A 21,072-nucleotide genomic window follows, 5' to 3' on the forward strand; every position below is an offset into this window, starting at 1 on the left:
TCATCCATCGGCATCTCGGCAGGAGCACGCGTGCGGAGCAAGGACTCGACCCTGGCCGTGGAGCCCCTCCGGGCCACGGAACGCCTCAGGGCGCTGGTGAACCGTGTCTTCGGTTCGACGCCGTCCCGCATCTCGATCACGCTCTTCTTCCTGGTCATCGTCCTGTGCTCGCTTCTGCTGATGCTGCCGATGGCGAGCCAGTCGGGGCATCCGCCGGCCCTCTCGCAGGCGTCCTTCACGGCGACGTCGGCCGTGACCGTCACGGGGCTCACGACCCTGACCACGGCGACCCAGTGGACCTTTTTCGGTCAGGTCGTGATCCTCTTCGGCGTGCAGATCGGCGGTCTCGGCACGCTGACCATGACCTCCCTCCTGTCCATAGCCCTCGGCCGGAAGCTCGGGCTGAAGACCAAGCTTTTCGCCCAGGAAGGGCTGAGCATCACGAGCAAGCAAGGCAAGCTGGGCGAGATCGGCTCCTTGCTGCGCGTCGTGGTGCTGACCTCGGCCACCATCGAGGCGACCATCGCGGCGATCGTGATGCTCCGACTCATGACCCTGGGAGAGTCCCTCCCCGAAGCCCTCTGGCACGGGGTGTTCTATGGGATCTCCTCCTTCAATAACGCCGGATTCACGCCGCACTCGGACGGCCTGGTTCCCTACGGCAACGACTGGTGGATCCTTCTCCCCCTGTGCGCCGGCGTGTGGACCGGCTCCCTCGGATTTCCCGTCATCCTGGTCATCCGGATGTTCGGCCTCAGGGTGCGGCACTGGAACCTCAACGCGCGCATCACCGTGTTCGGATCGATCGCCCTCGTGATCGCGGGAACGATCCTGTGGGGCCTGGCGGAGTGGAACAACGACGCCACGATCGGCGGCGAACACCCGGTGCAACGGATCCTTCACTCGTTCTTCGCGTCGATCATGACCCGGTCGGGCGGGTTCAACCTGGTCGATATGGATCAGCTGCACCCGATCTCGAAGCTGTTGACCGACCTGCTGATGTTTGTGGGCGGCGGTTCGGCCTCGACGGCCGGCGGCGTCAAGATCACCACCATGGCGGTCATCTTCATCGCCATCATCGCCGAGGCACGCGGCGACCAGCACGTGATCGCGTTTCACCGCACGATCCCGGACACCGTGCTCCGCATCGCCATCTCGGTGGTCATGATGAGCGCAACCATCGTGGTCCTGGGCACCGCGATGTTGATGCTGATCTCGCGAGCATCCTTGGACGAGATCCTTTTCGAGGTGATCTCCGCCTACGCCACGTGCGGGTTGTCCGTAGGATTGTCTGCGGAGCTGCCGGCCTCGGGCCTGTACGTGCTATCGGTCCTGATGTTTATCGGCCGACTCGGTACCATCACCGTGGCAACAGGCTTGGCCCTGCGGACCCGCAGTCGCCTGTACAAGTACCCGGAAGAGAGGCCCATCATTGGCTGATCGGTCACCCCACAACGCCCCCGTGCTGGTCATCGGGCTGGGTCGCTTCGGCGCGGCGACGGCGCAGCAACTGAGGCGGCAAAATAAGGAAGTCCTGGCGATCGAGCGCGACTCCGACATGGTCCAGCGCTGGTCGGGACTGCTGACCCACGTGGTGCAGGCCGATGCCTCCGACATCGATGCCCTGCGCCAGGTCGGTGCCGGGGACTTCACCTCCGCGGTGGTCGGCGTCGGAACCTCGATCGAGTCCAGCGTGCTGATCACGGCCAACCTCGTGGACTTGGGCATCGACCGCATCTGGGCCAAGGCCATCACCCCCGCCCACGGCAAGATTCTCTCCCGCATCGGGGCGCACTACGTGATCTTCCCCGAGGCCGACGCCGGACGACGCACCGCCCACCTGGTCTCGGGACGGTTGCTGGACTACATCGAATTCGACGACGACTTCGCGATCGTCAAGATGTATCCGCCCAAGGAGACTCACGGTTTCACGCTCGAAGAGTCCGATGTCAGGAACCGTTACGGCGTGACCATCGTGGGCGTGAAGTCCCCGGGCGAGGAGTTCACCTACGCCACGGCCAAGACCAAGGTCACCTCGCGAGACGTCTTGATCGTCTCGGGGCAGGTGGACCTGATCGAAAGGTTCGCGGCGCGGCCCTAGCCCGGGGACGCGGTCACATGCTCAGCGGCGGAATTCCTCGACCATCTCCGCGTTGCGGTGCGCCGAGGCCTTCGCGGCCTTCTCGGTAAGCTCGATGAGCCCGCCCTCCGCGAAGACGTTGATCGCCCGTTCGGTCGTGCCGTTCGGGCTGCACACGGCCTTCCGCAGGGCTTCCGGGTCGGCGTCGTCGGCGTGCAACAACTCGCCCGCGCCCGCGACGGTCTCCTTCGCGAGCAGGCGCGCGGTCTCGGCGTCGAGCCCCATGGACTCCCCCGCCTTCTGCATGGCCTCCGCGAGGAAGAACGCATACGCCGGCCCCGACCCCGACACGCCGGTCACGGCGTCGAGCTGCTTCTCCTCAACGTCGATCACGGTTCCGGAGTTCTGCAGCACGGTGTGAGCGAGCCGGAGCTGCTCGTCGGAGCAGTGGGCGCCCGGTGCCAGGGCAATCACGCCGCGGCCGACGCGGGACGGGGTGTTCGGCATCGACCGGATCACCGGCTGTCCCTCGCGGAGCTCCCCCTCGAGCATTTCGAGGTCGATGCCCGCGGCCACGGACAGGACCAAAGCATCCGGGGCCAGCGCGTCCTTGATCTCCGCCGCCAAGTCCAGGATCCCCTTGGGCTTGACGCCCAGCAGGACCACATCGGCGCCGTCGACCGCGTGCGCGTTGGCCGACGGGTCATCTTCGCTCGACGTGACGGTGACGCCGCGATGCTCCTCGGGAAGGGAGTCGACCAAACGGCTGGCGGATGCGGCCGAACGCGTGGTCGCCCGCACCGTGCCGGGGTCGGTCCCGCCGGCGAGCAGACCGGACATGATCGATCCGTTCATCGAACCTGTTCCCAGAAAAGCAATGATGGGTTCGGACATGGGTCCTCCTGAGTCGTCGTGATGGTTTCGTCATGGTCCACGGTATCGAAGGAGGCCAGGCGCCGACATTCGTGGGCGTTGGGTTGCCCCCCCGTCGCGAGGGGACGGCGAGGACCGCGGCCAACGGCGCCCGGGGACGCTCGGTCCCGCCGGCTACCCGCCGAGATGCCGGTGCGCGAATTCGAGGGACTCGTGGAGCCACTCGTCCCTTTCACCGGCGTTCTTGGCCTTTCGGGTCGACACCTCGACGCCGACCACCCCGTCCCAGCGGGTCTCGGCGAGATAGCGCAGAGTCTCGGCCACGGGTTGGGTCCCGTGCCCGGGCCGGGCGTGTTCGTCCATCAGGGAATTGCCGGAGCCGTCGGTCAGGTGAACGTGTCCGAGCCGGCTCCCCAGCTCCTGGACCGCCTCGAGCGAGTCCGTGCCGGACGCCGCTGCATGGGAAAAGTCCCAGGTGACCCACTCGTAGTTCTGTCCGATGGGGGACCAATGCGGGGCATACATCAGCACTTCCCGACGGCCGAAGCGCCAGGGATACATGTTTTCGACGGCGATCTTCACGCCCTCGGAATCCGAGATCTCGCGCACGCCGTCGGGGAACCCCTGGGCATAGCGCCGCTGCCACACGAAGGGCGGGTGGGCGACCATCACGTCGGCCCCGACCCGCTTGACCATCTTGGCGGCCAGCCTGATCTTGTTCCAGGCATCGCCCCAGACGTGCTGCGTGAGCAACAGCGTGGGCGCGTGGATCGCCGAAATCGGCATCTGAAATTCTTGGACGTAGTCCAGGAGCTCGTCCGGGTCCCGCGACAAGGGGTTTCCCGTGATCATGACCTCGACCGAGTCATATCCGAGGTCTTTCGCGACGGCAAAGGTATCTTTGACGCCCATCGGGAACACCGAGGACGTGGACAGCGCGATGAGAGGCCGCGACCTCGGATCCGATTCGGTCCCGGATCCCTGTGAGGCAGACTCCTCCACGGCGGTTACTCCTTTGCGCTCGACTTCAGTGACTTCGGGTCCACCATAGCCGCCGAATCTTGGGAGTTGATCCGATCCATCCGTCTCAGGATCAAACCTTCACGTAATGCCCAGGGAACGGACCGCATCGTGGTGATGCCGTACAGATCCATCGCGGTTTCGGCGACGATGCCGCCGGCCAGGATCTGCGCGGCGCGCTTCGAGGAGACACCGGGGAGGTCTGCCCGTTCCTCCGGGGTCATCGCTTCCATGCGCCGGGTCCACAGGCGGAGGTCCTCGAGGTGGAATTCCCGCTTGACGTACGGGCCGGCCGCGTACGGCGCGGCACCGCAAATCCGGGCGAGCGAGCGGAACGTTTTGGAGGTGCCGACCACCATGTTGGGTTTCCCCGCCTTCAAGACGGTCTCCACGGCCGGGGTCAGCTCCGACTTCACGTATTTGCGCAGGGCCTTGATCTCTTTGGGCTTGGCGAGATCGTGGTGGATGAATTGCCGGGTCAGGCGGCCGGCGCCCAGGGGCGTCGAGACGGCGACGCTCGGCAAGGCGTCGTCCCCGAGGGCCATCTCGAAGGAGCCGCCGCCGATGTCCAGGTCAAGGATGGTGCCGGCGCCCCAGCCCTGCCAGCGTCGCACCGCGAAGTACGTGATCGCGGCCTCCTGGTCGCCGGAAATCTCGGTGAGGTTGACGCCGGTGGCCGATTTCACGTGATCCAGAACCTCGCCGCCGTTTCCGGCCTCGCGGATCGCCGAGGTCGCGAAGGCCAAAAGATCCTCGGCGTCGTGATCCGCGGCGAAGTCACGGGCCTCGGCGACAAAATTCGTCAGGGCGTTGCGTCCTTCGTCGGTGATGTCCCCGTGATCGTCCAGGTACCGGACGAGCTGGAGGGCCATCTTGTGCGACGCGTACGGCTCGGGCCTCGAGCCGGGCTGAACGTCCAGGAGCAACAGGTGGACGGTGTTCGAGCCGACGTCGAGGACCGAGAGGCGCACGTTAGTTCTCCTTGCTGGTGGTGCCCGACGCCGTGGACCGGCGTGACGAGGTCGTGGACGTCGTCTTCTTCGCGGCCGGTTTCTTGGCCGCCGGTTTCTTGGTCGCGGTCGTCTTCTTGGCGGTCGACTTGGCCGTGGTCTTGCGCGTGCCGGTGGTCTTGGCGGCCGTGGTCTTCTTGGCGGCGGGCTTCTTGGCCGTGGTCTTCTTCTTGGCCGGGCCCTTGGCGCGCTTATCCGCCAGCAGCTCGACGGCTCGCGTGAACGTCATCGATTCCAGCGTCTCGGAGCGAGGCACGGTCACGTTCGTCTCGCCATCGGTGATGTACGGCCCGAACCGGCCGTCCTTGATCACGATCGGCTTATCGTTGCTGGGATCGTTGCCGAGCTCCGCCAGCGGCGGTTTCGCGGCGGCGCGACCCCGTTGCTTGGGCTGCGCGTAGATGGCCATGGCCTCGTCCCGCGTGATCGAGAAGATCTGATCCTCCGAGGTCAGCGAGCGGGAGTCCGTGCCCTTCTTCAGGTACGGGCCATACCGACCATTCTGCGCGGTGATGTCGACGCCCTCGTCGTCCTGTCCCACGACGCGGGGCAGCGACAGCAGGCGAAGAGCCTCCTCCAGGGTGACCTCCTGCAAGGACATCGACGCGAAGAGCGAGGCCGTCCGCGGCTTTTCCTTCTTCGGCTTCTTCGGGGGCTTGGGCTTGCCGTTCTTGTAGTACTCGACCGGCTGGTTCGCCAGCTCTTCGTCGGTGATCTCGGGGACCACCTCGGTCACGTACGGTCCGAACCGGCCGTCCTTGGCCAGAATCGTGCGTCCGTTCTCCGGGTTCTGCCCCAGCTCCCGACCGTCCGCCTTGCCGCGTTCGATCAGTTCCGCCGCCTTGTCCGCGGTCAGCTCGTCGGGTGCGAGATCCGTGGGGACATTTGCCCTAATCGGATCCTTGATCTCGCCGGTTTCTTCGTCGAGACCGCCGCCGGTTTCCAGGTACGGCCCATAGCGGCCGACCCTGAGCGTGACGCCGTCGGCGATCTCGATCGAGTTCACGGCACGGGCGTCGATCTCGCCGAGATTCTCGACGATCGGCTTGAGACCGCTCTTGGCGTCGTTGCCGAAATAGAAGCCGGTCAACCAGTCGACCCGTTGCGCCTCGCCGCGGGCGATGCGGTCGAGATCGTCTTCCATGGCCGCGGTGAACTCGTAGTCGACGTACTTGGAGAAGTGCTCCTCGAGCAGCCTCACCACGGAGAAAGCCGTCCAGGACGGCACGAGCGAACCCGAGCGGTTATTGACGTAACCGCGGTCCATGATCGTCGAGATCACCGCGGCGTACGTGGAGGGGCGACCGATCCCGAGCTCGTCCATGGCCTTGACCAGCGACGCTTCGGTGTAGCGCGGGGGCGGAGACGTCTCGTGGCCGTTGGCCTCGATATCGCGGCCGGTCAGGCTGTCGCCTTCCGTCAACCGCGGAAGACGCTTGTCGGACCCGTCGGACTTGGCGTCCTCGGCGTCTCGGGCGGCGTCCTTGCCTTCTTCATAGGCCGCGAGGAAACCGCGGAACGTGATGACCGTTCCGGATGCCGAGAATTCCGCGGTGCGACCGTCGCTGGTTTGGGCCTCCAACTTGAGGGACGCCGTCTGGCCCTTCGCGTCGGCCATCTGGGAGGCGACCGTGCGCTTCCAGATGAGTTCGTAGAGCCGGAATTCGTCCTGAGACAAGCGCGACTTGACGGCCGCGGGGGTCCGGAAGGAGTCACCCGCGGGACGAATCGCCTCGTGGGCTTCCTGCGCGTTCTTGGACTTGGACGCGTACAACCTGGGCGAGGACGGAACGTATTCCTTGCCGTACAGCTCGGTGGCCTGCTTCCGCGCGGCGTTGATCGCCTGATCGGACAGCGCCACGGAGTCGGTACGCATATAGGTGATGTAACCGTTTTCGTACAGGCGCTGGGCCACTTGCATGGTCGACCGCGAGGAGAAGCGCAGCTTGCGCGCCGACTCCTGCTGAAGGGTCGAGGTCGTGAACGGCGCGGCGGGCCGGCGGGTATACGGCTTCGTCTCGACCGACGACACCGAGAATTCGGAGCCTTCCAGGGACGCCACCAGGCCGCGCGCGTCCTTTTCGTCGAGGTGGGCCACCTTGGAGGCCGACGACGCCTTCAATTCGCCGGAGTCCGCGAAGTCCTTGCCCGAGGCCACGCGCTTGCCGTCCAGCGAGGACAGCTTGGCGCCGAAGCTCTCCGAGGATGCCGTCTCGAAGGTTCCGGCCAGATCCCAGTACTGCGCCGAGCGGAACTTCATGCGCTCACGCTCGCGCTCGACGACCAGCCTCGTGGCCACGGACTGCACGCGCCCGGCGGAAAGCCCCTGCGAAACCTTGCGCCACAGCACCGGTGAGATTTCGTAGCCGTAAATGCGGTCCAGGACGCGGCGGGTTTCCTGGGCATCGACGAGCGAGTCGTCGATCGTCCGAACGTTCTCGAAGCCGCGCTCGACTGCTTCCTTGGTGATTTCGGGGAAGGTCACGCGGTGCACCGGGACCTTGGGTTTGAGCACCTCCAGGAGGTGCCACGCGATGGCTTCGCCCTCGCGATCGGCATCCGTCGCGAGGTACAGCGCGTCGCAGTCTTTCAGGAGCCGCTTGAGCTCGGAGACTTTTTTCTTCTTATCCGGGTTCACCACGTAGTACGGCTCGAAGCCGTCGTCGATGTCCACGGCAAACTTTCCCACCGGGGTCTTCTTCAGCTCGGCCGGAAGTTCCGAGGGCTGCGGCAGGTCGCGAATGTGCCCCATCGAGGACTCGACGATATAGGCGTCCCCAAGGTAACCGCCGATGGTTTTGACCTTGGAAGGAGACTCCACGATGAGGAGACTCTTACCCGTCGTCTTGCCCTTGGCCTGTGTTGGCACGTCGCTCCTTGAGTCCGGTCCGGTGGATACGCCCCCACAATAGCCGAGGAAAGGACTAGCCGGTCACGCTTCCACAGGCACGGTGAGGTATGCCTCCCCAGTTTCGGGTGAGGTACCGTTACACGCTACTCGACCTGGCAACCCGCGGTCGAAGCACCGGCCCGGCCGGAACTTTCGCCCCGGACCACCGCGCCACCAGCGGTTAGCCCTCCCCCGCGCCCACCAGGAATCCGCCGTCCACGAGCGAACGCACGTGGCCCAGGAGCTCGGCGGCCGGGGCGTCGTCCTCCCACCCCAAGAGGGCTCCCAGGGCATCGATGATTTGCCCCACCGCGAGGTCGCCGTCGCAGGCCGACACGAAGCCCGCCGCTGGGGTGGACAGCAACTCGGTGCGCCGCAGGCCGGCGCCCTCCCGGAGCAGGATCACTCCCGGGTGTTCGGCCCCCGGACGCTGGTGCCGTTCCTCCGTCACGTCGTCGGCGACGACCAGGTGTCTCGCCCGCAGGTCCTCGTCGCTGAGGCCCGCCACGAGGTCGTGGGCCGCGACCGCCGCCGCGAAGAACGGTGCGATCGGCTGTTGAATGGGGTGCTCGATCGATTCGAAGCGCAGGAAGGGCTCGCGGTTCTCGCGCCGTCTCAGCCAGATCATGCCGAACCCCACGGCCGCGACGTCACGGTCGTGGAAGTCCCGGATGTAGTCCAGATACGCCGATTCGAACGAGCCCGCGTCGCGATTCTGGCTGGCGTCCCGGAGCCACGTTTCGGCGTAGGCCTCGGGGGAGGTCTCCTCCCGCTGGATAAACCAGGCATCGCAACCGTCGGCGAGCCAGGTGCGGGGCCGGCGATCCCACGGCGCCTGCCCGTCCTCGGCGTCCGCGTCGGCGTGGATTTCCCAGTTGCCCAGCAGGTGCGCCCGCCCGCCGGGCCGCAGCACCGAGGGGATATCGCGCACCAGTTGCGCGACCAGCTCGTCTCCGGGGAGTCCGCCGTCTCGGTAGGTGTAGCGTTCGGCCTCGGTCTCGCCGGCCCGACGCGGAGTGATCACAAAAGGAGGGTTCGTCACGACCAGGTCGAAGCCCTCGCCGGCGACCGGATCGAGCAAGCTACCGTGCCGCAGGACGACTCGGTCGTCGAGGTGCTCCGGGTCCAGTCCCCAGGCCGAGGCGTTCAGGACGAGGTTGAACCGGGTCATCGCGAGGGCCCGGGCCGAGATGTCGGTCGCGGTCACGTGCTCCGCGTGCGAGAGCAAGTGGAAGACCTGGATCCCGCAACCGGTCCCGAGGTCCAGCGCTCTCCGCACCGGGGACCGCTCGGTGAATTGCGCGAGGGTCAGGGAGGCCTGGCCGACACCGAGGACGTAATCGGTCGGCAGGGCTCCGTCGGTCTGGTGGGCGCCGAGGTCGGAGACCACCCACAGGTCGGTTCCGTCGTCGGCCGAATGCGGCCGGAGATCGTAGGCGGCCCGCACCCGCGCGTGCTCGAGGCCCGTGCGCCCCGGGGCAAGGAATCGGAGCGATTCGAGCACCGAGTAGGCGCCTTCCCCAAGAGTCGCGTCGAGGGACTCGGGGCTGGCCTCGCCGCCGAGCATCAGGAAGTCGACGACCCCGGCCAGGCGGCGCTGCCCGGCCTTGACCGCAACCTTCCCGCTCAGGATCTCGTGGATGCGATGGCGCGCGGGGACGACCTGTTCGCGGACCATGGCCTCGAAGGGGCCGCGGCCCAACAGGTCCAGAATCGCGTCGTAGGAATAGTCGGCCGCGGCGAGCGCTTCCGAGAGGCTTCGAAGGGCCTCAAGGTCGTCGCTGCGAGGAGCGTCGGGGACGCGGGAGAATTCGGGTGCGGAAGTCACTCGGACATTCTATCGATGCCGGTCAGCCGCGCGAGGCGCCTAGGCGGCGCGCTGGCCTTGGGCGGAGGTTTGACATCCATTGGGGCAGGTCGCCTCCGCCGCGGAGCAGTCGGGGCACAGCAGGATGAGCTCTCGGCACCGCGAATTCGCGCAGTTGACGAACTTGTTCGACGGCGCCTGGCACCGTTCGCACCGCCCGATCGTGACCGCGTCGGGGGTGAACTCCATGTGCATGCGCTGATCGAAGACGTACAGCGAACCTTCCCAGAGGCCCGAGTCGCCAAAGGCTTCGCCGTAGCGGACGATGCCGCCGTCGATCTGGTAGACGTCCTCGAATCCCCGGTTCTTCATCAGCACGGAGAGGATCTCGCAACGGATCCCACCGGTGCAGTACGTGATGACCTTTTTGCCCTTGAGGTCGTCGTATTTTCCGGACTCGAGCTCCTTGAGGAAATCGTGCGTGGTCCTGGTGTCCGGCACCACGGCCCCCTTGAACCGGCCGATGCGGGACTCGAAGGCATTGCGGCCGTCGAAGAAGACGACGTCGTCTCCCTCCTTCTCGACGAGCTCGTTGACCTGCTGGGGGCTCAGATGCGTGCCCCCGCCGACGACGCCACCCTCGTCGACCACGAGTTCATCGGCCGCGCCGAAGGCCACGATTTCCTCCCGGGCCTTGACGGACAGGCGCGGAAAGTCCTCGGCCCCGCCGTCGGACCACTTGAATTCCATCCCGCGGAACGCGGAGAACTGCCGCGTGGTCCGGGCGTATTGCTTGACAGCGGCGATTTCCCCGCCGACGGTTCCGTTGATGCCGTGTGGGGACACGAGAATGCGTCCGCGCAGGCCGAGTTTTTCGCAGAGGGCGCGCTGCCAGAGCACCACGGCCTCGGGATCGGCGATGGGCGCGAAATGGTAATACAGGACGATTCGGGAAAGTGCCACGGGGTCATTTTAGGCGACCCCCGCGCGGATCCGCATGATCCGTTCCTCACGCCGCCGGCTACTCGCCCAAGCGAAATTTCCGCCCGCTGACCTGGGCCGGGGTGATCTCCACGTACTCGATTTTTTCGGTGTGAAGCCACGGGGAGATGTCTAGCGACTCCGCCGCCGCGATCTCATCCGAATCCGCCAGGAGCTTGGCCGAGCCGCGCACGACCACGCTGACGGCGGTACCGCCCTCGACCCGGTCGGATTCCACCGCCACGGCAGGGTTCAGCAACAGCCTGGTCAGCTTATTTCCGGCGGCCGTCCTGAAATAGATGCGCCGGCCAGAGACCGCGATGTTCAGCGGGGTGATGTCCGCCTCGCCGTGGTCCACGGTCGCGAGCCGCGCGAAACGGGTCGTCGCGAGGAAATCCCAGCATTCATCGTCGCTCAAAACTCGGACCCGAGGCTCCGGGTCCCGGGACGCGTCGGATCCGGCGATATTCATGGGCAAATTCATGGTGTTATTGTGTCACGATTCACCCCGGCGACGGGGCTCGTCCGTCGGGCGGGCGGGGGGTGTCACAATGGTTTCGTGCCGCAAACTGACCTTCTCCTCCGAGCGTTAAACCGGGGCGACGACCCTCCCGAGGTCGTCCACACCCGGGTTCTTCCCGAGCGCGCGGCGGTCACCGCGGCGTGGCCGGAGTGGCTCCACCCCTCGGTCAAGGACGCCTTCGTTTCCTTGGGCGTTCCGCAGCCGTATCGCCATCAAGCGCAAGCCGCCGATGCGGCGCATTCCGCCGCGGCCACGGCGGCCGAATACACGGCCGAGCGTCACGCCCGGGGTCGTCCCGTCTCGCCGAAGAGCGGCGATCACGTCATCATTTCCACGGGCACGGCGTCCGGCAAGTCACTCGCCTACCAGCTACCGGCCTTGGACGCGATCGTCCGCGGCGCGTTGGAGCCGGGCACGGGCCTGCGGTCCCAGGAAGCAACGGTGTTGTACCTGTCCCCGACCAAGGCTTTGGCGGCGGATCAGCTGGCCTCCATCCGGTCCCTGGGCGTTCCCGGGCTTCGTGCCGACACCTACGACGGGGACACCGAATTCGGGGAACGGTCCTGGATTCGGGACCATTCGAATTTCGTGCTGTGCAATCCGGACATGCTGCACGCCGGTGTGTTGCCCAACCACGAGCGCTGGGCCCGTTTCCTGCGGCGCCTGCGCTACGTGATCGTCGACGAGGCGCACGGCTATCGGGGCGTCTTCGGGGCGCACGTCTCCATGATCCTGCGACGTTTGCGGCGGGTGTGTGCCGTGCACGGATCGGCCCCGACCTTCATCGGCGCGTCGGCGACCTCGGCCTCTCCCGCCGAGTCCTTCTCCCGGCTCTTGGGCGTCGAGGCGACTCAGGTCCGCGCCGTCGAACGCGACGACTCCCCGCACGGCTCGGTGCAGGTTCTCCTGTGGGAGCCCCTGCTGGAGGATCGCGTCGCCCAGGATGGCCTGGCGCCGGGTGTTCCGGCGTCGGCCGATGTTCCCGTGCCCGGCTCGGGCTTCAACGGGGCGGGCCCGGCGGGCTCCGGGGAGAACGGGGCACCGCGTCGACGCTCCGCGCTTTCGGAGACGGCCGAGATGCTGACCGACCTGGTCGCCGAGCGCATCAGGACCATCGCCTTCATCAAATCCCGCCGGGGCGCCGAGACCATGGCGGCCCAGGCCCAGGATTATCTTCAAGAGATCGATCCGGCCGTCGCGCACCGCGTTTGTGCATACCGCTCGGGGTACCACCCCGAGGAACGACGCGAACTCGAGCGCCAGGTACGGTCCGGGGAAATGCTGGGGGTCGCGTCGACACCTGCGCTGGAACTGGGCATCGACGTCGCCGGGCTCGACGCCGTGCTCGTCGCCGGCTGGCCCGGCACCCGGGCGTCGTTCTTCCAACAGATTGGGCGCGCGGGCCGAGCCGGTCAAGATTCCTTGGCCGTGTTCGTGGCCAGCGACGACCCGTTGGATACCTACCTGGCGCACCATCCGAGGGACATCTTCGACGTGACGGTCGAGGCGACAGTCTTCGACCCCAATAATCCGTATGTCCTGGCACCGCATCTCTGCTCGGCGGCGGCCGAAAAGCCGCTTCGCCCCGAGGAGCTGAGCCTTTTCGGCCCGGCCACACCCGAGGTCCTGGAGTCGCTGGTGCAGGCCGGACACCTCCGGCGGCGGCCCACCGGATGGTTCTGGACGCACCCGGAATCGGCGGCCGACCTGGTCGATATCCGCGGGGACGGAGGGCACCGGTTGCAGATCATCGAGGCCGAGACCGGCGGGATCATCGGGACCATGGAGTCCGGGCAGTCGCACTATCAGGCCCATCCGGGAGCCATCTACGTTCACCAAGGCAAGACGTGGCACGTGGAACGTCTCGACGAGCAGGACCGTACCGTGCTGGTCAGCCGCGTGCACCCCAATTACTACACCCAGGCCCGAGATATCACCGAAGTAAGCGTCCTCGAGACCGAGGACACCCGCGACTGGGGCCCGGTAACGCTTCACCGGGGGCTTGTCCGGGTGCGAACCCAGGTCGTCTCGTTCCAGCGCAAGGCGGTCGCCACGAACGACGTCATCGATGAAGAACCCCTCGAGCTCGAGGCCCAGGAGCTCGTGACTCGCGCCGTGTGGTGGACGATCCCGACCACGGTGCTGGCCGGCGCCGGGGTGACCGAACCCGACATCCCGGGTTCCCTCCACGCGGCAGAGCACGCCGCCATCGGTTTGTTGCCCCTCGTAGCTACCTGTGACCGATGGGATATCGGCGGCTTGTCCACCGCGTTGCACGTCGACACCGAGATGCCGACGATCTTCGTCTACGACGGATACCCGGGCGGCGCGGGGTTCGCGGAACACGGTTTCAGGGTCGCGACCCGGTGGTTGCGAGCCACGCTGGAAGCCATCCTCGCCTGTGAGTGCGAGACCGGGTGCCCGTCCTGCGTACAGTCGCCGAAGTGCGGCAATAAGAACAACCCCCTCAGCAAGGCGGGGGCCATCTCGCTCTTGCGAGGCCTGCTCGATACGGCCGATGAGGACGCCGCCTAAGGCGTGCCCTCAGGCGCAGAAGGCGGGCGTGCCGTATTCGCGCTGGACCAGGTCGTCTCGCGGTGGCCCGGCCCTCGCGAGCCCGGTCACCGGACCCAACCGGCCCAGCCACGCCGGCACGTCCGCCTCGACGCGGACGTCTCGCACCTCGCCGCGGTCCGACGGCGGGCAGCACCCCACCAGTCGCGCCCCGTTGGCCTCGGCGACCCTCCGCGCCACCGCGCAGGGTTCCCCCGAGGTCAGTCCCCGGGCGGCGTCGGCCGCGGCCAAGGCGGCGAGATCAGCCGCCGTGCGCGCGCGATGATGAGCCCACGCGGCCTGCCCCGCGGCGATCACGAAAACCACCATCACCATGATCGCGCCGAGGAGCGCGACCGCTAGCACCGACCCCGATCCCCGGTCAGGCCCATCCCGGAGTCCTCGGGGTACGACGTCGCGTCGCCGAGGCGCGATCACGGGACGGCCTCCTCGGCAACGTCGGCATAGGCGCGGGCGTGGATCTCCAGCCCTCCCCAGTCGCCGAGGATTCCCGGCGCCGGCGAGGCCACGGTGATCTCCGCGCCGGCACCGGCTTTTTCGATGGTGATCGTCGCGTCACGCCCGATAATGTCCTGCCCGTTCGCCCGGGCCGCCTCCCACGGGTCACCGCGGGCGATGGACCGGGCGGTGGCCCGAGCGGCTTCCTGGGCCGCGACGGTTCGCGCCCCATAGACCCCCACGGAAACCACCACGGCGACCAAGGCCACGACGCTGGGGAGAATCACCGCGAACTCGGCGGTCACGGACCCGCGCTCACGGTCCCCTGCCCCTACGGCCCGGCCCGCACCGCGGTCGCCCTGCCCCACACCATCGTGCGAGGCAGGGGCCGTCTTCGGGCTCCCGTTAGCGTTGGCCCGCATCATCCGGTCGACAAGGCCGTACGGATGACCCCCAAAAGAAGGTCCTTAACCTCGCCGCTCTTCAAGATGGCGACCAGGAGCCCGGCGAACCCGACCGCGGCCAACATCACGATGCCGTATTCGGCGGTGCTGGCCCCCAGTTCCGGGTGCTCCGGGTCCGTCACCGGTTCGTTTCCGCCGCCAACCGGCCTTGCGCGTCCCGTCGTCCGAGCGGGGCCTCCGCTGCCGGTCTCGCGCTCCACCACCTGAACGTCCTCCGGGTCACGGTGCATGATCATTTTTCCTTTCTCTCGATGATTCAATTCGTTGAGTCCACGGCGTGGGCCACGGTGCCCTCGGAGACCAGACCAATCAGGACCGGAAGCACTCCCCAGCACACGAGCGCGGGCAATGAACACAGCCCCAGCGGAAGAACGAGCTTCACACCCAAGACCGTCGCGAGCCTTTCCGCTTCGTGAATCTGCCGTTGCCTCACGTGCCCGATGCGCGCGCGCAAGATTGCCGCGGCCGGACTTCCCGTGGCGGCCGAGAACTCCAAGGCCTGATAGAGGTCCGCGAGGCCATTCCGTCGTCCGGTTCGGGGTTCTCGACCGAATCGGCCTGGCTTCGGAGCCTCCTCGTTCGCGATCTCCCACGCGACCGGCCAGGAAAGCCCCCATTCAAGCCGGTCGGCGACGGCCCCCAGCTCGGGATCGTCTTCGGCCCGGGCAAGCTCGATGACGGCTTGGGGAAGTGGCAAACCCGCGTCGAGGGCAGCGGCCACGAGGCCGAGCCTCGCCCCGAGGCTCAGCGACGGATCCCTCCGGGAACGTCGTTCCTGGTCCCGCACCCTCCGCCCCACACGATGCGGCCACCACACCATGAGGAGACCGACGAGCCACGCCACCCACGTCATGTCGGATCTCGTTTCCCGTGATGGTCCGGCCGCGACCTGCCGATCACGGCCGGTCCACGCCGTCGAGAACGTGCCACGCGGCGTGGATCGCGCACGACCCAGGAGCCGCTCAGGGTCCCCGACACCGCCTCATGCACCAACCGGCGGCTCCAGACGGCCCCGCCCAAGGCCAGGAGACCCCCGCACAAGAACGAGGCCCGTCCCCAGGCAGTTCCGATGAGAGTTCCCCACGGATCCGTGCCCAAAAGGGCCCCCAGCCCCAACCCGATGACGGGCAACGAGGCCAGGATCCGTGCGGTGGCGCGCGGCCCGGCCACCGCCGACTCCCGTGCGTCCGAGGCGTGGATCTCGTCTTCCAAGGCTTCCGACATCCGGGCAAGCACGTCCCCGAGGGGCGCCCCGGTTCTTTGCGCGAGTTGCCAACTGGCTCGCAGCGTGGAGACGACCCTCCGCGACCGTGGGAGCCGAACCGCGGCCGTCCTCAGGCCGGTCAGCGGGTCCAACCCGGCGGACGTCACCCGAACCATGTGGTCGAGGAATGCCACGACATCTTCCCTTTCCCGGGTCTGGGGCATGGATGGTTCCCATTCCGGCACCCTGCCCGCGCTGGCCAGGACCGCCCACACGGAGTGGGCGGTTTCACCGGACTGCAGTAGGGTCCCCAGCCGCCGGATCAATTCCGGCCATTCGCCGGAGCCGTCACGGCGACGGCCCCTCGCGAGTGCAAGAAACACACGAACCCGCGATCGCGTCGACGACACCGGCTCGGCCATCGACAGCGCTCTCACCCTTCGCAGGGTCGATCGCCGCGAGGACCACCACCCCAGCAGGGCACCACACACGATCACGACCCACCCGCTCATGAGCCCTCCCCGACAAACACGCCGGCATTCGCCTCGCGGGGCGGAATATCTCCCCGCCGAGAGGGCGATCCAGCGGCCGAGTCGAGAAGCCGGCGTAGGGCTGGCCACCGAGGCGTCGTGGTCACGTCCCCCGAGGCGTCTACGGTCACCGCCGGCAGCACGGCCATGCCCGCTTCTGTCGGCTCCAACATGCCGACCTGCTCAACGCGGCGCCCGGTGGCGCCTCGTTCGAGGTGGATCACCACCTGAATCGCGGTCGTCGCCTGCCGGGCCACCTCTTCCGGGCTCATGGCGGCGAGCGCTCCGAGCGCCATGAGGCGTGCGGGCACCGCGTTCGCGGAATTGGCGTGAATCGTCGTTCCGCCGCCTTCGTGCCCGGTGTTCATGGCCAGGAACAGGTCGGTCACTTCCGGGCCCCGGCATTCCCCGACGATGATCCGGTCCGGCCCCATACGTAGCGATTCCCGGATGAGATCCGTGAGCGTCACCGCGCCCGCGCCTTCGGCGTTGGACGTCCGCGTCCGCAACGAGACGGCGTGCGGATGACGCGGGGCCAGCTCGGAGGAGTCTTCGATCAGCAGCAGTCTCTCCGCCGGGTGGCACGTGCCGAGCATCGCATTGAGCAGCGTGGTTTTGCCGCTCCCCGTGGAGCCGCTGATGAGGAAGGTCTTCTTCGCGGAGACGATCTTCCGTAACAGCGATTCCACCGCCGATCCGAACATGCCGGCAGCGCCCAGGTCTCGCAGATCGGGACGGTCCTCGGGCTGGATCCTGATGGACAGGTGAGTGTGTCCGGATGCTATCGGCGGTAGCACCGCGTGCAATCGATACCCCGACGTCGTGTGTACCCCGCCGCACGGCTGACTCGCGTCGAGACGTCGGCCCTCCCCAGCCAGGATCCTGACGGCGAGTTCCCTGACCTCGTCATCCGAGGAAAACCGGATTTCCGTCCGTTCGAGGCCCCGGGGCCCGTCCACCCACACCTCGTCGGGACCGTTAACGTAAATATCGGTCACATCGGTCCGCCACAGGAGGACTTCGAGGGGGCCGAGTCCTTGGTAATGCGCCCTTTCCGACTCCCAGGACGCGAGCTTCGCACTGGCCGACTGCGTCATGACCCCTCCGTCGAGACGCCGTGACGGTCCCCGCCGAAGGTAATCCTCCGACCGGATCGAGAGGTCTCGGTGGACGAGACGGCGGGTTCCCGGGAGATTCTCTCCTCCGCCAGGTGACCGATTCCGTCGACGAGTTCCGCGAGCGGACGTCGCAGGGGCTTCCGGTAAGCCAATTCCATGATTCGCCCGGCCTCATAGGCTTCGGGAGCGGCCCGCAGATGCGGGATGACCGCGGCCAACGAGTCCGTACCGACGATCTCGGCCGCCTCACGATCGGAGACGTCGCACCACCGCAGGCCCGTCCCCACCACGAGCACGGGCACCGTCCCCTGCCACCGGCGATAGATGGACTGCGCGTTCGCGAGCCCTCGCACGGTGAAGGGAACAACCAGGACCAGACAGGAGTAGTCGGCCGGGCTCGCGAAGTCTCCGGATTCCTCGGAGGGTTCGAAATCCGCGCCGACGTCCACGATCACCGGTCCCTGCCCCGATAACGCCACGATCGCGTCACGGCGACGCGTGGCATCGGTCGCCCTCCCCGGTTCGTCCCCCGTGCCGTTGGTGATCACCGGAATTCCGTGCGGGGCGGGTAACGAGGAGAGGAGTCGAGCACCGTCCGGGAGGGTCGGAAGGGCCTCGATATCCAGCCATCGTGCGCCTCCGACGAGGTCGGCCGACATGCAGGCGTCGAGCGCGACGCTGCCCGGAACCGCGTCGATCACGACCGGCGCTTGCCCATCGTCCTTCATCCGCAAGGCCGTCCACAGAACGAGGGACGTGGCCCCGATTCCTCCGCAGGATCCCATGACCGCGATCTTCGGCCAGGTATCACGCTCCCGCCCCGAGACCGTCAGCCGGTCGGCCAGCCACAGCCGGCCCTGCGGAAACATGACGACTTCGGGTATCCCCCAGTTTTCGGGCATGCACCGGGCGACGGACCAGGGATCGGCTCCCCCTGGGACTCCGACCACCACGCACATCTCGGGTCGCGTCGCGACGGGCGCGGATCGGAGCAGGGAACGCGCCACGTCGGCCTCGACAACCACGATGTCGCGCCTGGTCCACCGCGGCCCATCCGCGACGCTAGAGCGTCGAAAGGGCAGGTCAGCGGCCTGTGCGATGTCTTCTATGACGCGCAGAAAACTGCGCCGCTCTCCATAGGCGACCACGCCTCGCGCGGAGATCGCCGAGCGCGCTTGGTGGGAGTGCCTTCGGGATATTTCGTCCACAAATGACTCGGGGCCCAACGGGGTGGGGACCTGTGAGACGTGCGAAAGGGTTTTCATGACGGCAGGTTGCCGCAAGGTGCGACCCGCGGGGCGAACCAAGGACATGTAATTCCACGCGATGGGGACGGTTCCGGACCCTTCCCCCGAAACCTACCGGTTGTGTACGAGCCGGCTCAGTCCACGTCGAAATACAGGTCGTAGTGCAACGCACACCGTTCGTTGAACTCCGCCCCGCACATCGGACAGGTTGAAACGGACATGTATTGAGCTATCGTGATCTCTCTCCGGCACACGCCGCAGAGGATCGCGGGGACGTCGCGTTCGTCCCGGGCCCAGGTCCGCGCCGGGTGATTCGCTTCCGCATCGTGGCACCGGTGGCAGGGAAAGTACCGCCCGCAACACTTGAACTTGATGGCCACGATGTCCTGGGCAGTCCCGTAGTGAACGCACCGCGTCTGGTCGTCGATGACCTGACCGTAGACGTCGGGCCGGCCGGTGGCCTGGGGGCATTTCTCGGAATTATCCACAAGCCTCAACGTACCTCCTCGACAGGGCGGGATAATGGACCCATGCTCATCGTGATCGGTCCCGAAACCTCGGACCGCCCCTCGGACCCGGAGGCGGCGCCCTGGTGCGCGGTCTCTCTCCAACGCGGGGCCGAGGGGAGCCGCAAGCGCTTCGCTCTCGGCCACCTTCCCGCATTCGTTCGGTCGGTGCTCGATCACGCCCCCGAACCGCATCGCATCCGGTGGGTGTGGTCGTCGACCAGGGCGGTCTATCCACGTCTCGTGGCCGCCGGCGTGACGGTCTCCCGGTGCTGGGACCTCACGCTCTGCCAGACGATCCTGTCCCACGCGGCCACGCTGACCGACAATGGACTCGGCTACTCTCCCACCGTCGAGCTCAACGAATCGCCGCACGGGCCTGCCGGTGGGCTCCCGGCAGCTCGCGTCGATCCGCAGCAAACGTCGCTCTTCGAAGCCCCCGCGCGCCCGTCGGAGCCCGCGATCCTCACGATCGATGCCCTCGTGACCGAGCTGGAAGCCCAGCAGCAAGCGGTCGCGGAGGCGCCCGGGCGGCGTCGCCTCCAACTCTTGCTGGCCGCCGAATCCCAGGGAAGCCTGGTTGCCGCCGAGATGTATCACGAAGGCCTACCGTGGAGCTCCGAACGCCACCGAGGGATCCTTGATGACCGGCTCGGCCCGGAGCCTCGCGAAGGGCACCGCCCCGCACGCATGCAGGCCCTGGCCGAGGCCATCGCGGCCAGGCTCGGCTCCGATCACCTCAACCCCGACTCACCGCAGGATTTGCTCCGCGCGCTCAGGGCCGCCGGGGTTGAGGTCGCCTCGACCCGGAAGTGGGAGCTCACCGAGTGGGCGGACCACGGGGGCAACCATCGTCGGCAACGCTTCGACCTCATCGCCCCGATCCTCGAGTACAAACAGCTGTACCGGTTATGGACCGCCAATGGGTGGCATTGGGTCAGGGACTGGGTCAGAGATGAGCGTTTCCATCCCGCCTACGTCGTCGGCGGGGTAGTGACCGGCCGTTGGGCGGCCCACGGCGGGGGCGCCATGCAGATTCCCCAGATCGTGCGCGACGCGGTGCGCGCCGACCCGGAGCATCTGCTGACCGTGGCCGATGCCTCGCAGGTCGAGCCCCGAATTTTGGCCGCCATGTCGGCAGACGCGGCCCTGGCCGTCGCCGGCCGGGGCAAGGATCTGTACCGGGGCATCGCGGAACTGGGGCAAAGAACCGGTTCGCCCCTTAAAGACCGCCCGGCGGCGAAGGTTGCCCTGTTGGGCGCCATGTACGGCGCGACCTCCGGCGAGGCGGGCTCGCTGGCCCCGCATCTCAAACGGCTCTTCCCCGACGCTATTGGCTTGGTCGAACGTGCCGCGGCCACGGGCGAGCAAGGCGGTCAGGTCACGACGTGGCTCGGCAGAACCTCCCCGGCTCCGGACCAATCCTGGGTCGACGCGGTGCGCGATGTCAGCACCTCGGCCGCGGAATCACGATCCCGAACCATGTCGCGTTCCCAGGGGCGGTTCACCCGGAATTTCGTCGTCCAGGGAACGGCCGCCGAATGGGCGCTGTGTTGGATGGGCGAGATCCGCCGGCGACTCCGCAACGAGGGCTCCGGAGGCCCGGCGCTGAAGACCACCCTCGTGTTCTTCGTTCATGACGAGGTCGTCCTCCACGGACCTGCCGAGGAAGCCGAGACCGTCTCCGGGATCGTCGAGGAGTCGGCTGCCGCCGCGGGGCGCTTGCTCTTTGGCGAGGCTCCCGTGGACTTTCCCTTGACGATCGCGACCGTCGAGTCGTACGCCGACGCCAAGTGACCCGCGCGGG

Annotated in this window: 19 protein-coding genes; 4 read left to right on the plus strand and 15 right to left on the minus strand. The window is 67.2% G+C overall.

What is annotated here, in order from left to right:
• Positions 1–30: 30 nt before the first annotated feature.
• Both CURSPS6_RS07260 and CURSPS6_RS07265 read left to right on the plus strand, forming a co-directional pair.
• On the plus strand, positions 31–1,440 hold the full coding sequence (locus CURSPS6_RS07260) for a TrkH family potassium uptake protein (protein WP_235503691.1): 1,410 nt from the start codon (positions 31–33) through the stop codon (positions 1,438–1,440).
• Positions 1,433–2,101, plus strand: a complete 669-nt coding sequence (locus tag CURSPS6_RS07265; RefSeq protein ID WP_030015201.1) for a potassium channel family protein — start codon at positions 1,433–1,435, stop codon at positions 2,099–2,101. Before CURSPS6_RS07260 ends, CURSPS6_RS07265 begins: the two co-directional genes overlap by 8 nt.
• A 21-nt stretch (positions 2,102–2,122) precedes the next feature.
• Here CURSPS6_RS07265 and proC read toward each other — a convergent pair whose 3' ends face one another.
• The 7 genes from proC to CURSPS6_RS07300 form a co-directional block, all read right to left on the minus strand.
• On the minus strand, positions 2,123–2,974 hold the full coding sequence (gene proC, locus CURSPS6_RS07270; RefSeq protein WP_030015202.1) for a pyrroline-5-carboxylate reductase: 852 nt from the start codon (positions 2,972–2,974) through the stop codon (positions 2,123–2,125).
• Positions 2,975–3,127: 153 nt separating this feature from the next.
• On the minus strand, positions 3,128–3,955 hold the full coding sequence (locus CURSPS6_RS07275) for a sugar phosphate isomerase/epimerase family protein (protein WP_051687711.1): 828 nt from the start codon (positions 3,953–3,955) through the stop codon (positions 3,128–3,130).
• A 5-nt stretch (positions 3,956–3,960) separates the two neighbouring features.
• Entirely contained in the window at positions 3,961–4,944 is a 984-nt protein-coding gene (locus CURSPS6_RS07280) for a Ppx/GppA phosphatase family protein (protein WP_030015205.1), read from the minus strand.
• Between the two features lies 1 nt (position 4,945).
• Positions 4,946–7,852: a type I DNA topoisomerase gene (gene topA, locus CURSPS6_RS07285; protein WP_030015206.1), complete on the minus strand. Its 2,907-nt coding sequence runs from the start codon at positions 7,850–7,852 to the stop codon at positions 4,946–4,948.
• Between the two features lie 202 nt (positions 7,853–8,054).
• Complete coding sequence (locus CURSPS6_RS07290) at positions 8,055–9,701, minus strand: methyltransferase (protein WP_030015207.1); 1,647 nt, start codon at positions 9,699–9,701, stop codon at positions 8,055–8,057.
• A gap of 39 nt (positions 9,702–9,740) precedes the next feature.
• A complete protein-coding gene (locus tag CURSPS6_RS07295; RefSeq protein ID WP_030015210.1) occupies positions 9,741–10,643 on the minus strand; it encodes a rhodanese-related sulfurtransferase in 903 nt (300 codons plus the stop codon).
• 58 nt (positions 10,644–10,701) lie between these two features.
• Entirely contained in the window at positions 10,702–11,145 is a 444-nt protein-coding gene (locus tag CURSPS6_RS07300; protein ID WP_082470197.1) for a pyridoxamine 5'-phosphate oxidase family protein, read from the minus strand.
• Between the two features lie 75 nt (positions 11,146–11,220).
• On the opposite strand from CURSPS6_RS07300, the gene CURSPS6_RS07305 reads away from it, so the two are divergent.
• Complete coding sequence (locus CURSPS6_RS07305; protein ID WP_030015213.1) at positions 11,221–13,719, plus strand: DEAD/DEAH box helicase; 2,499 nt, start codon at positions 11,221–11,223, stop codon at positions 13,717–13,719.
• 9 nt (positions 13,720–13,728) lie between these two features.
• Here the strand turns inward: CURSPS6_RS07305 and CURSPS6_RS07310 are convergent, their stop codons facing one another.
• From CURSPS6_RS07310 to CURSPS6_RS07345, 8 genes are all read right to left on the minus strand, one after another.
• The gene (locus CURSPS6_RS07310; RefSeq protein ID WP_152978081.1) at positions 13,729–14,175 is read right to left on the minus strand and encodes an Rv3654c family TadE-like protein; all 447 of its coding nucleotides are present in this window, start codon (positions 14,173–14,175) and stop codon (positions 13,729–13,731) included.
• Entirely contained in the window at positions 14,172–14,501 is a 330-nt protein-coding gene (locus tag CURSPS6_RS07315) for a TadE family type IV pilus minor pilin (protein ID WP_035810287.1), read from the minus strand. The genes CURSPS6_RS07310 and CURSPS6_RS07315 overlap by 4 nt, the downstream gene beginning before the upstream one ends.
• 116 nt (positions 14,502–14,617) lie before the next feature.
• Entirely contained in the window at positions 14,618–14,896 is a 279-nt protein-coding gene (locus tag CURSPS6_RS07320; protein WP_035810290.1) for a DUF4244 domain-containing protein, read from the minus strand.
• A gap of 20 nt (positions 14,897–14,916) precedes the next feature.
• On the minus strand, positions 14,917–15,513 hold the full coding sequence (locus CURSPS6_RS07325) for a type II secretion system F family protein (RefSeq protein WP_051687713.1): 597 nt from the start codon (positions 15,511–15,513) through the stop codon (positions 14,917–14,919).
• Positions 15,510–16,376: a type II secretion system F family protein gene (locus CURSPS6_RS07330; RefSeq protein ID WP_051687714.1), complete on the minus strand. Its 867-nt coding sequence runs from the start codon at positions 16,374–16,376 to the stop codon at positions 15,510–15,512. The genes CURSPS6_RS07325 and CURSPS6_RS07330 overlap by 4 nt, the downstream gene beginning before the upstream one ends.
• The gene (locus CURSPS6_RS07335) at positions 16,373–17,491 is read right to left on the minus strand and encodes a TadA family conjugal transfer-associated ATPase (protein ID WP_051687715.1); all 1,119 of its coding nucleotides are present in this window, start codon (positions 17,489–17,491) and stop codon (positions 16,373–16,375) included. The genes CURSPS6_RS07330 and CURSPS6_RS07335 overlap by 4 nt, the downstream gene beginning before the upstream one ends.
• A complete protein-coding gene (locus CURSPS6_RS07340) occupies positions 17,488–18,777 on the minus strand; it encodes a hypothetical protein (protein WP_152978082.1) in 1,290 nt (429 codons plus the stop codon). Before CURSPS6_RS07340 ends, CURSPS6_RS07335 begins: the two co-directional genes overlap by 4 nt.
• Positions 18,778–18,893: 116 nt before the next feature.
• On the minus strand, positions 18,894–19,247 hold the full coding sequence (locus CURSPS6_RS07345; protein ID WP_051687716.1) for a CHY zinc finger protein: 354 nt from the start codon (positions 19,245–19,247) through the stop codon (positions 18,894–18,896).
• A 42-nt stretch (positions 19,248–19,289) separates the two neighbouring features.
• Here CURSPS6_RS07345 and CURSPS6_RS07350 point away from each other — a divergent pair, with 42 nt between their 5' ends.
• Positions 19,290–21,062, plus strand: a complete 1,773-nt coding sequence (locus CURSPS6_RS07350; protein WP_051687717.1) for a bifunctional 3'-5' exonuclease/DNA polymerase — start codon at positions 19,290–19,292, stop codon at positions 21,060–21,062.
• Positions 21,063–21,072: the final 10 nt, after the last annotated feature.

It is taken from the genome of Curtobacterium sp. S6 (assembly GCF_000710345.2).
GTDB lineage: Bacteria > Actinomycetota > Actinomycetes > Actinomycetales > Micrococcaceae > Rothia.

Coding starts and splice junctions, on each gene's coding strand:
- CURSPS6_RS07340 (WP_152978082.1), bottom strand. CDS start 18,777: ATGAAAACCCTTTCGCACGTCTCACAGGTCCCCACCCCGTTGGGCCCC.
- proC (WP_030015202.1), bottom strand. CDS start 2,974: ATGTCCGAACCCATCATTGCTTTTCTGGGAACAGGTTCGATGAACGGA.
- CURSPS6_RS07350 (WP_051687717.1), top strand. CDS start 19,290: ATGCTCATCGTGATCGGTCCCGAAACCTCGGACCGCCCCTCGGACCCG.
- CURSPS6_RS07335 (WP_051687715.1), bottom strand. CDS start 17,491: ATGACGCAGTCGGCCAGTGCGAAGCTCGCGTCCTGGGAGTCGGAAAGG.
- CURSPS6_RS07325 (WP_051687713.1), bottom strand. CDS start 15,513: ATGACGTGGGTGGCGTGGCTCGTCGGTCTCCTCATGGTGTGGTGGCCG.
- CURSPS6_RS07300 (WP_082470197.1), bottom strand. CDS start 11,145: ATGAATTTGCCCATGAATATCGCCGGATCCGACGCGTCCCGGGACCCG.
- CURSPS6_RS07320 (WP_035810290.1), bottom strand. CDS start 14,896: ATGATCATGCACCGTGACCCGGAGGACGTTCAGGTGGTGGAGCGCGAG.
- CURSPS6_RS07330 (WP_051687714.1), bottom strand. CDS start 16,376: ATGAGCGGGTGGGTCGTGATCGTGTGTGGTGCCCTGCTGGGGTGGTGG.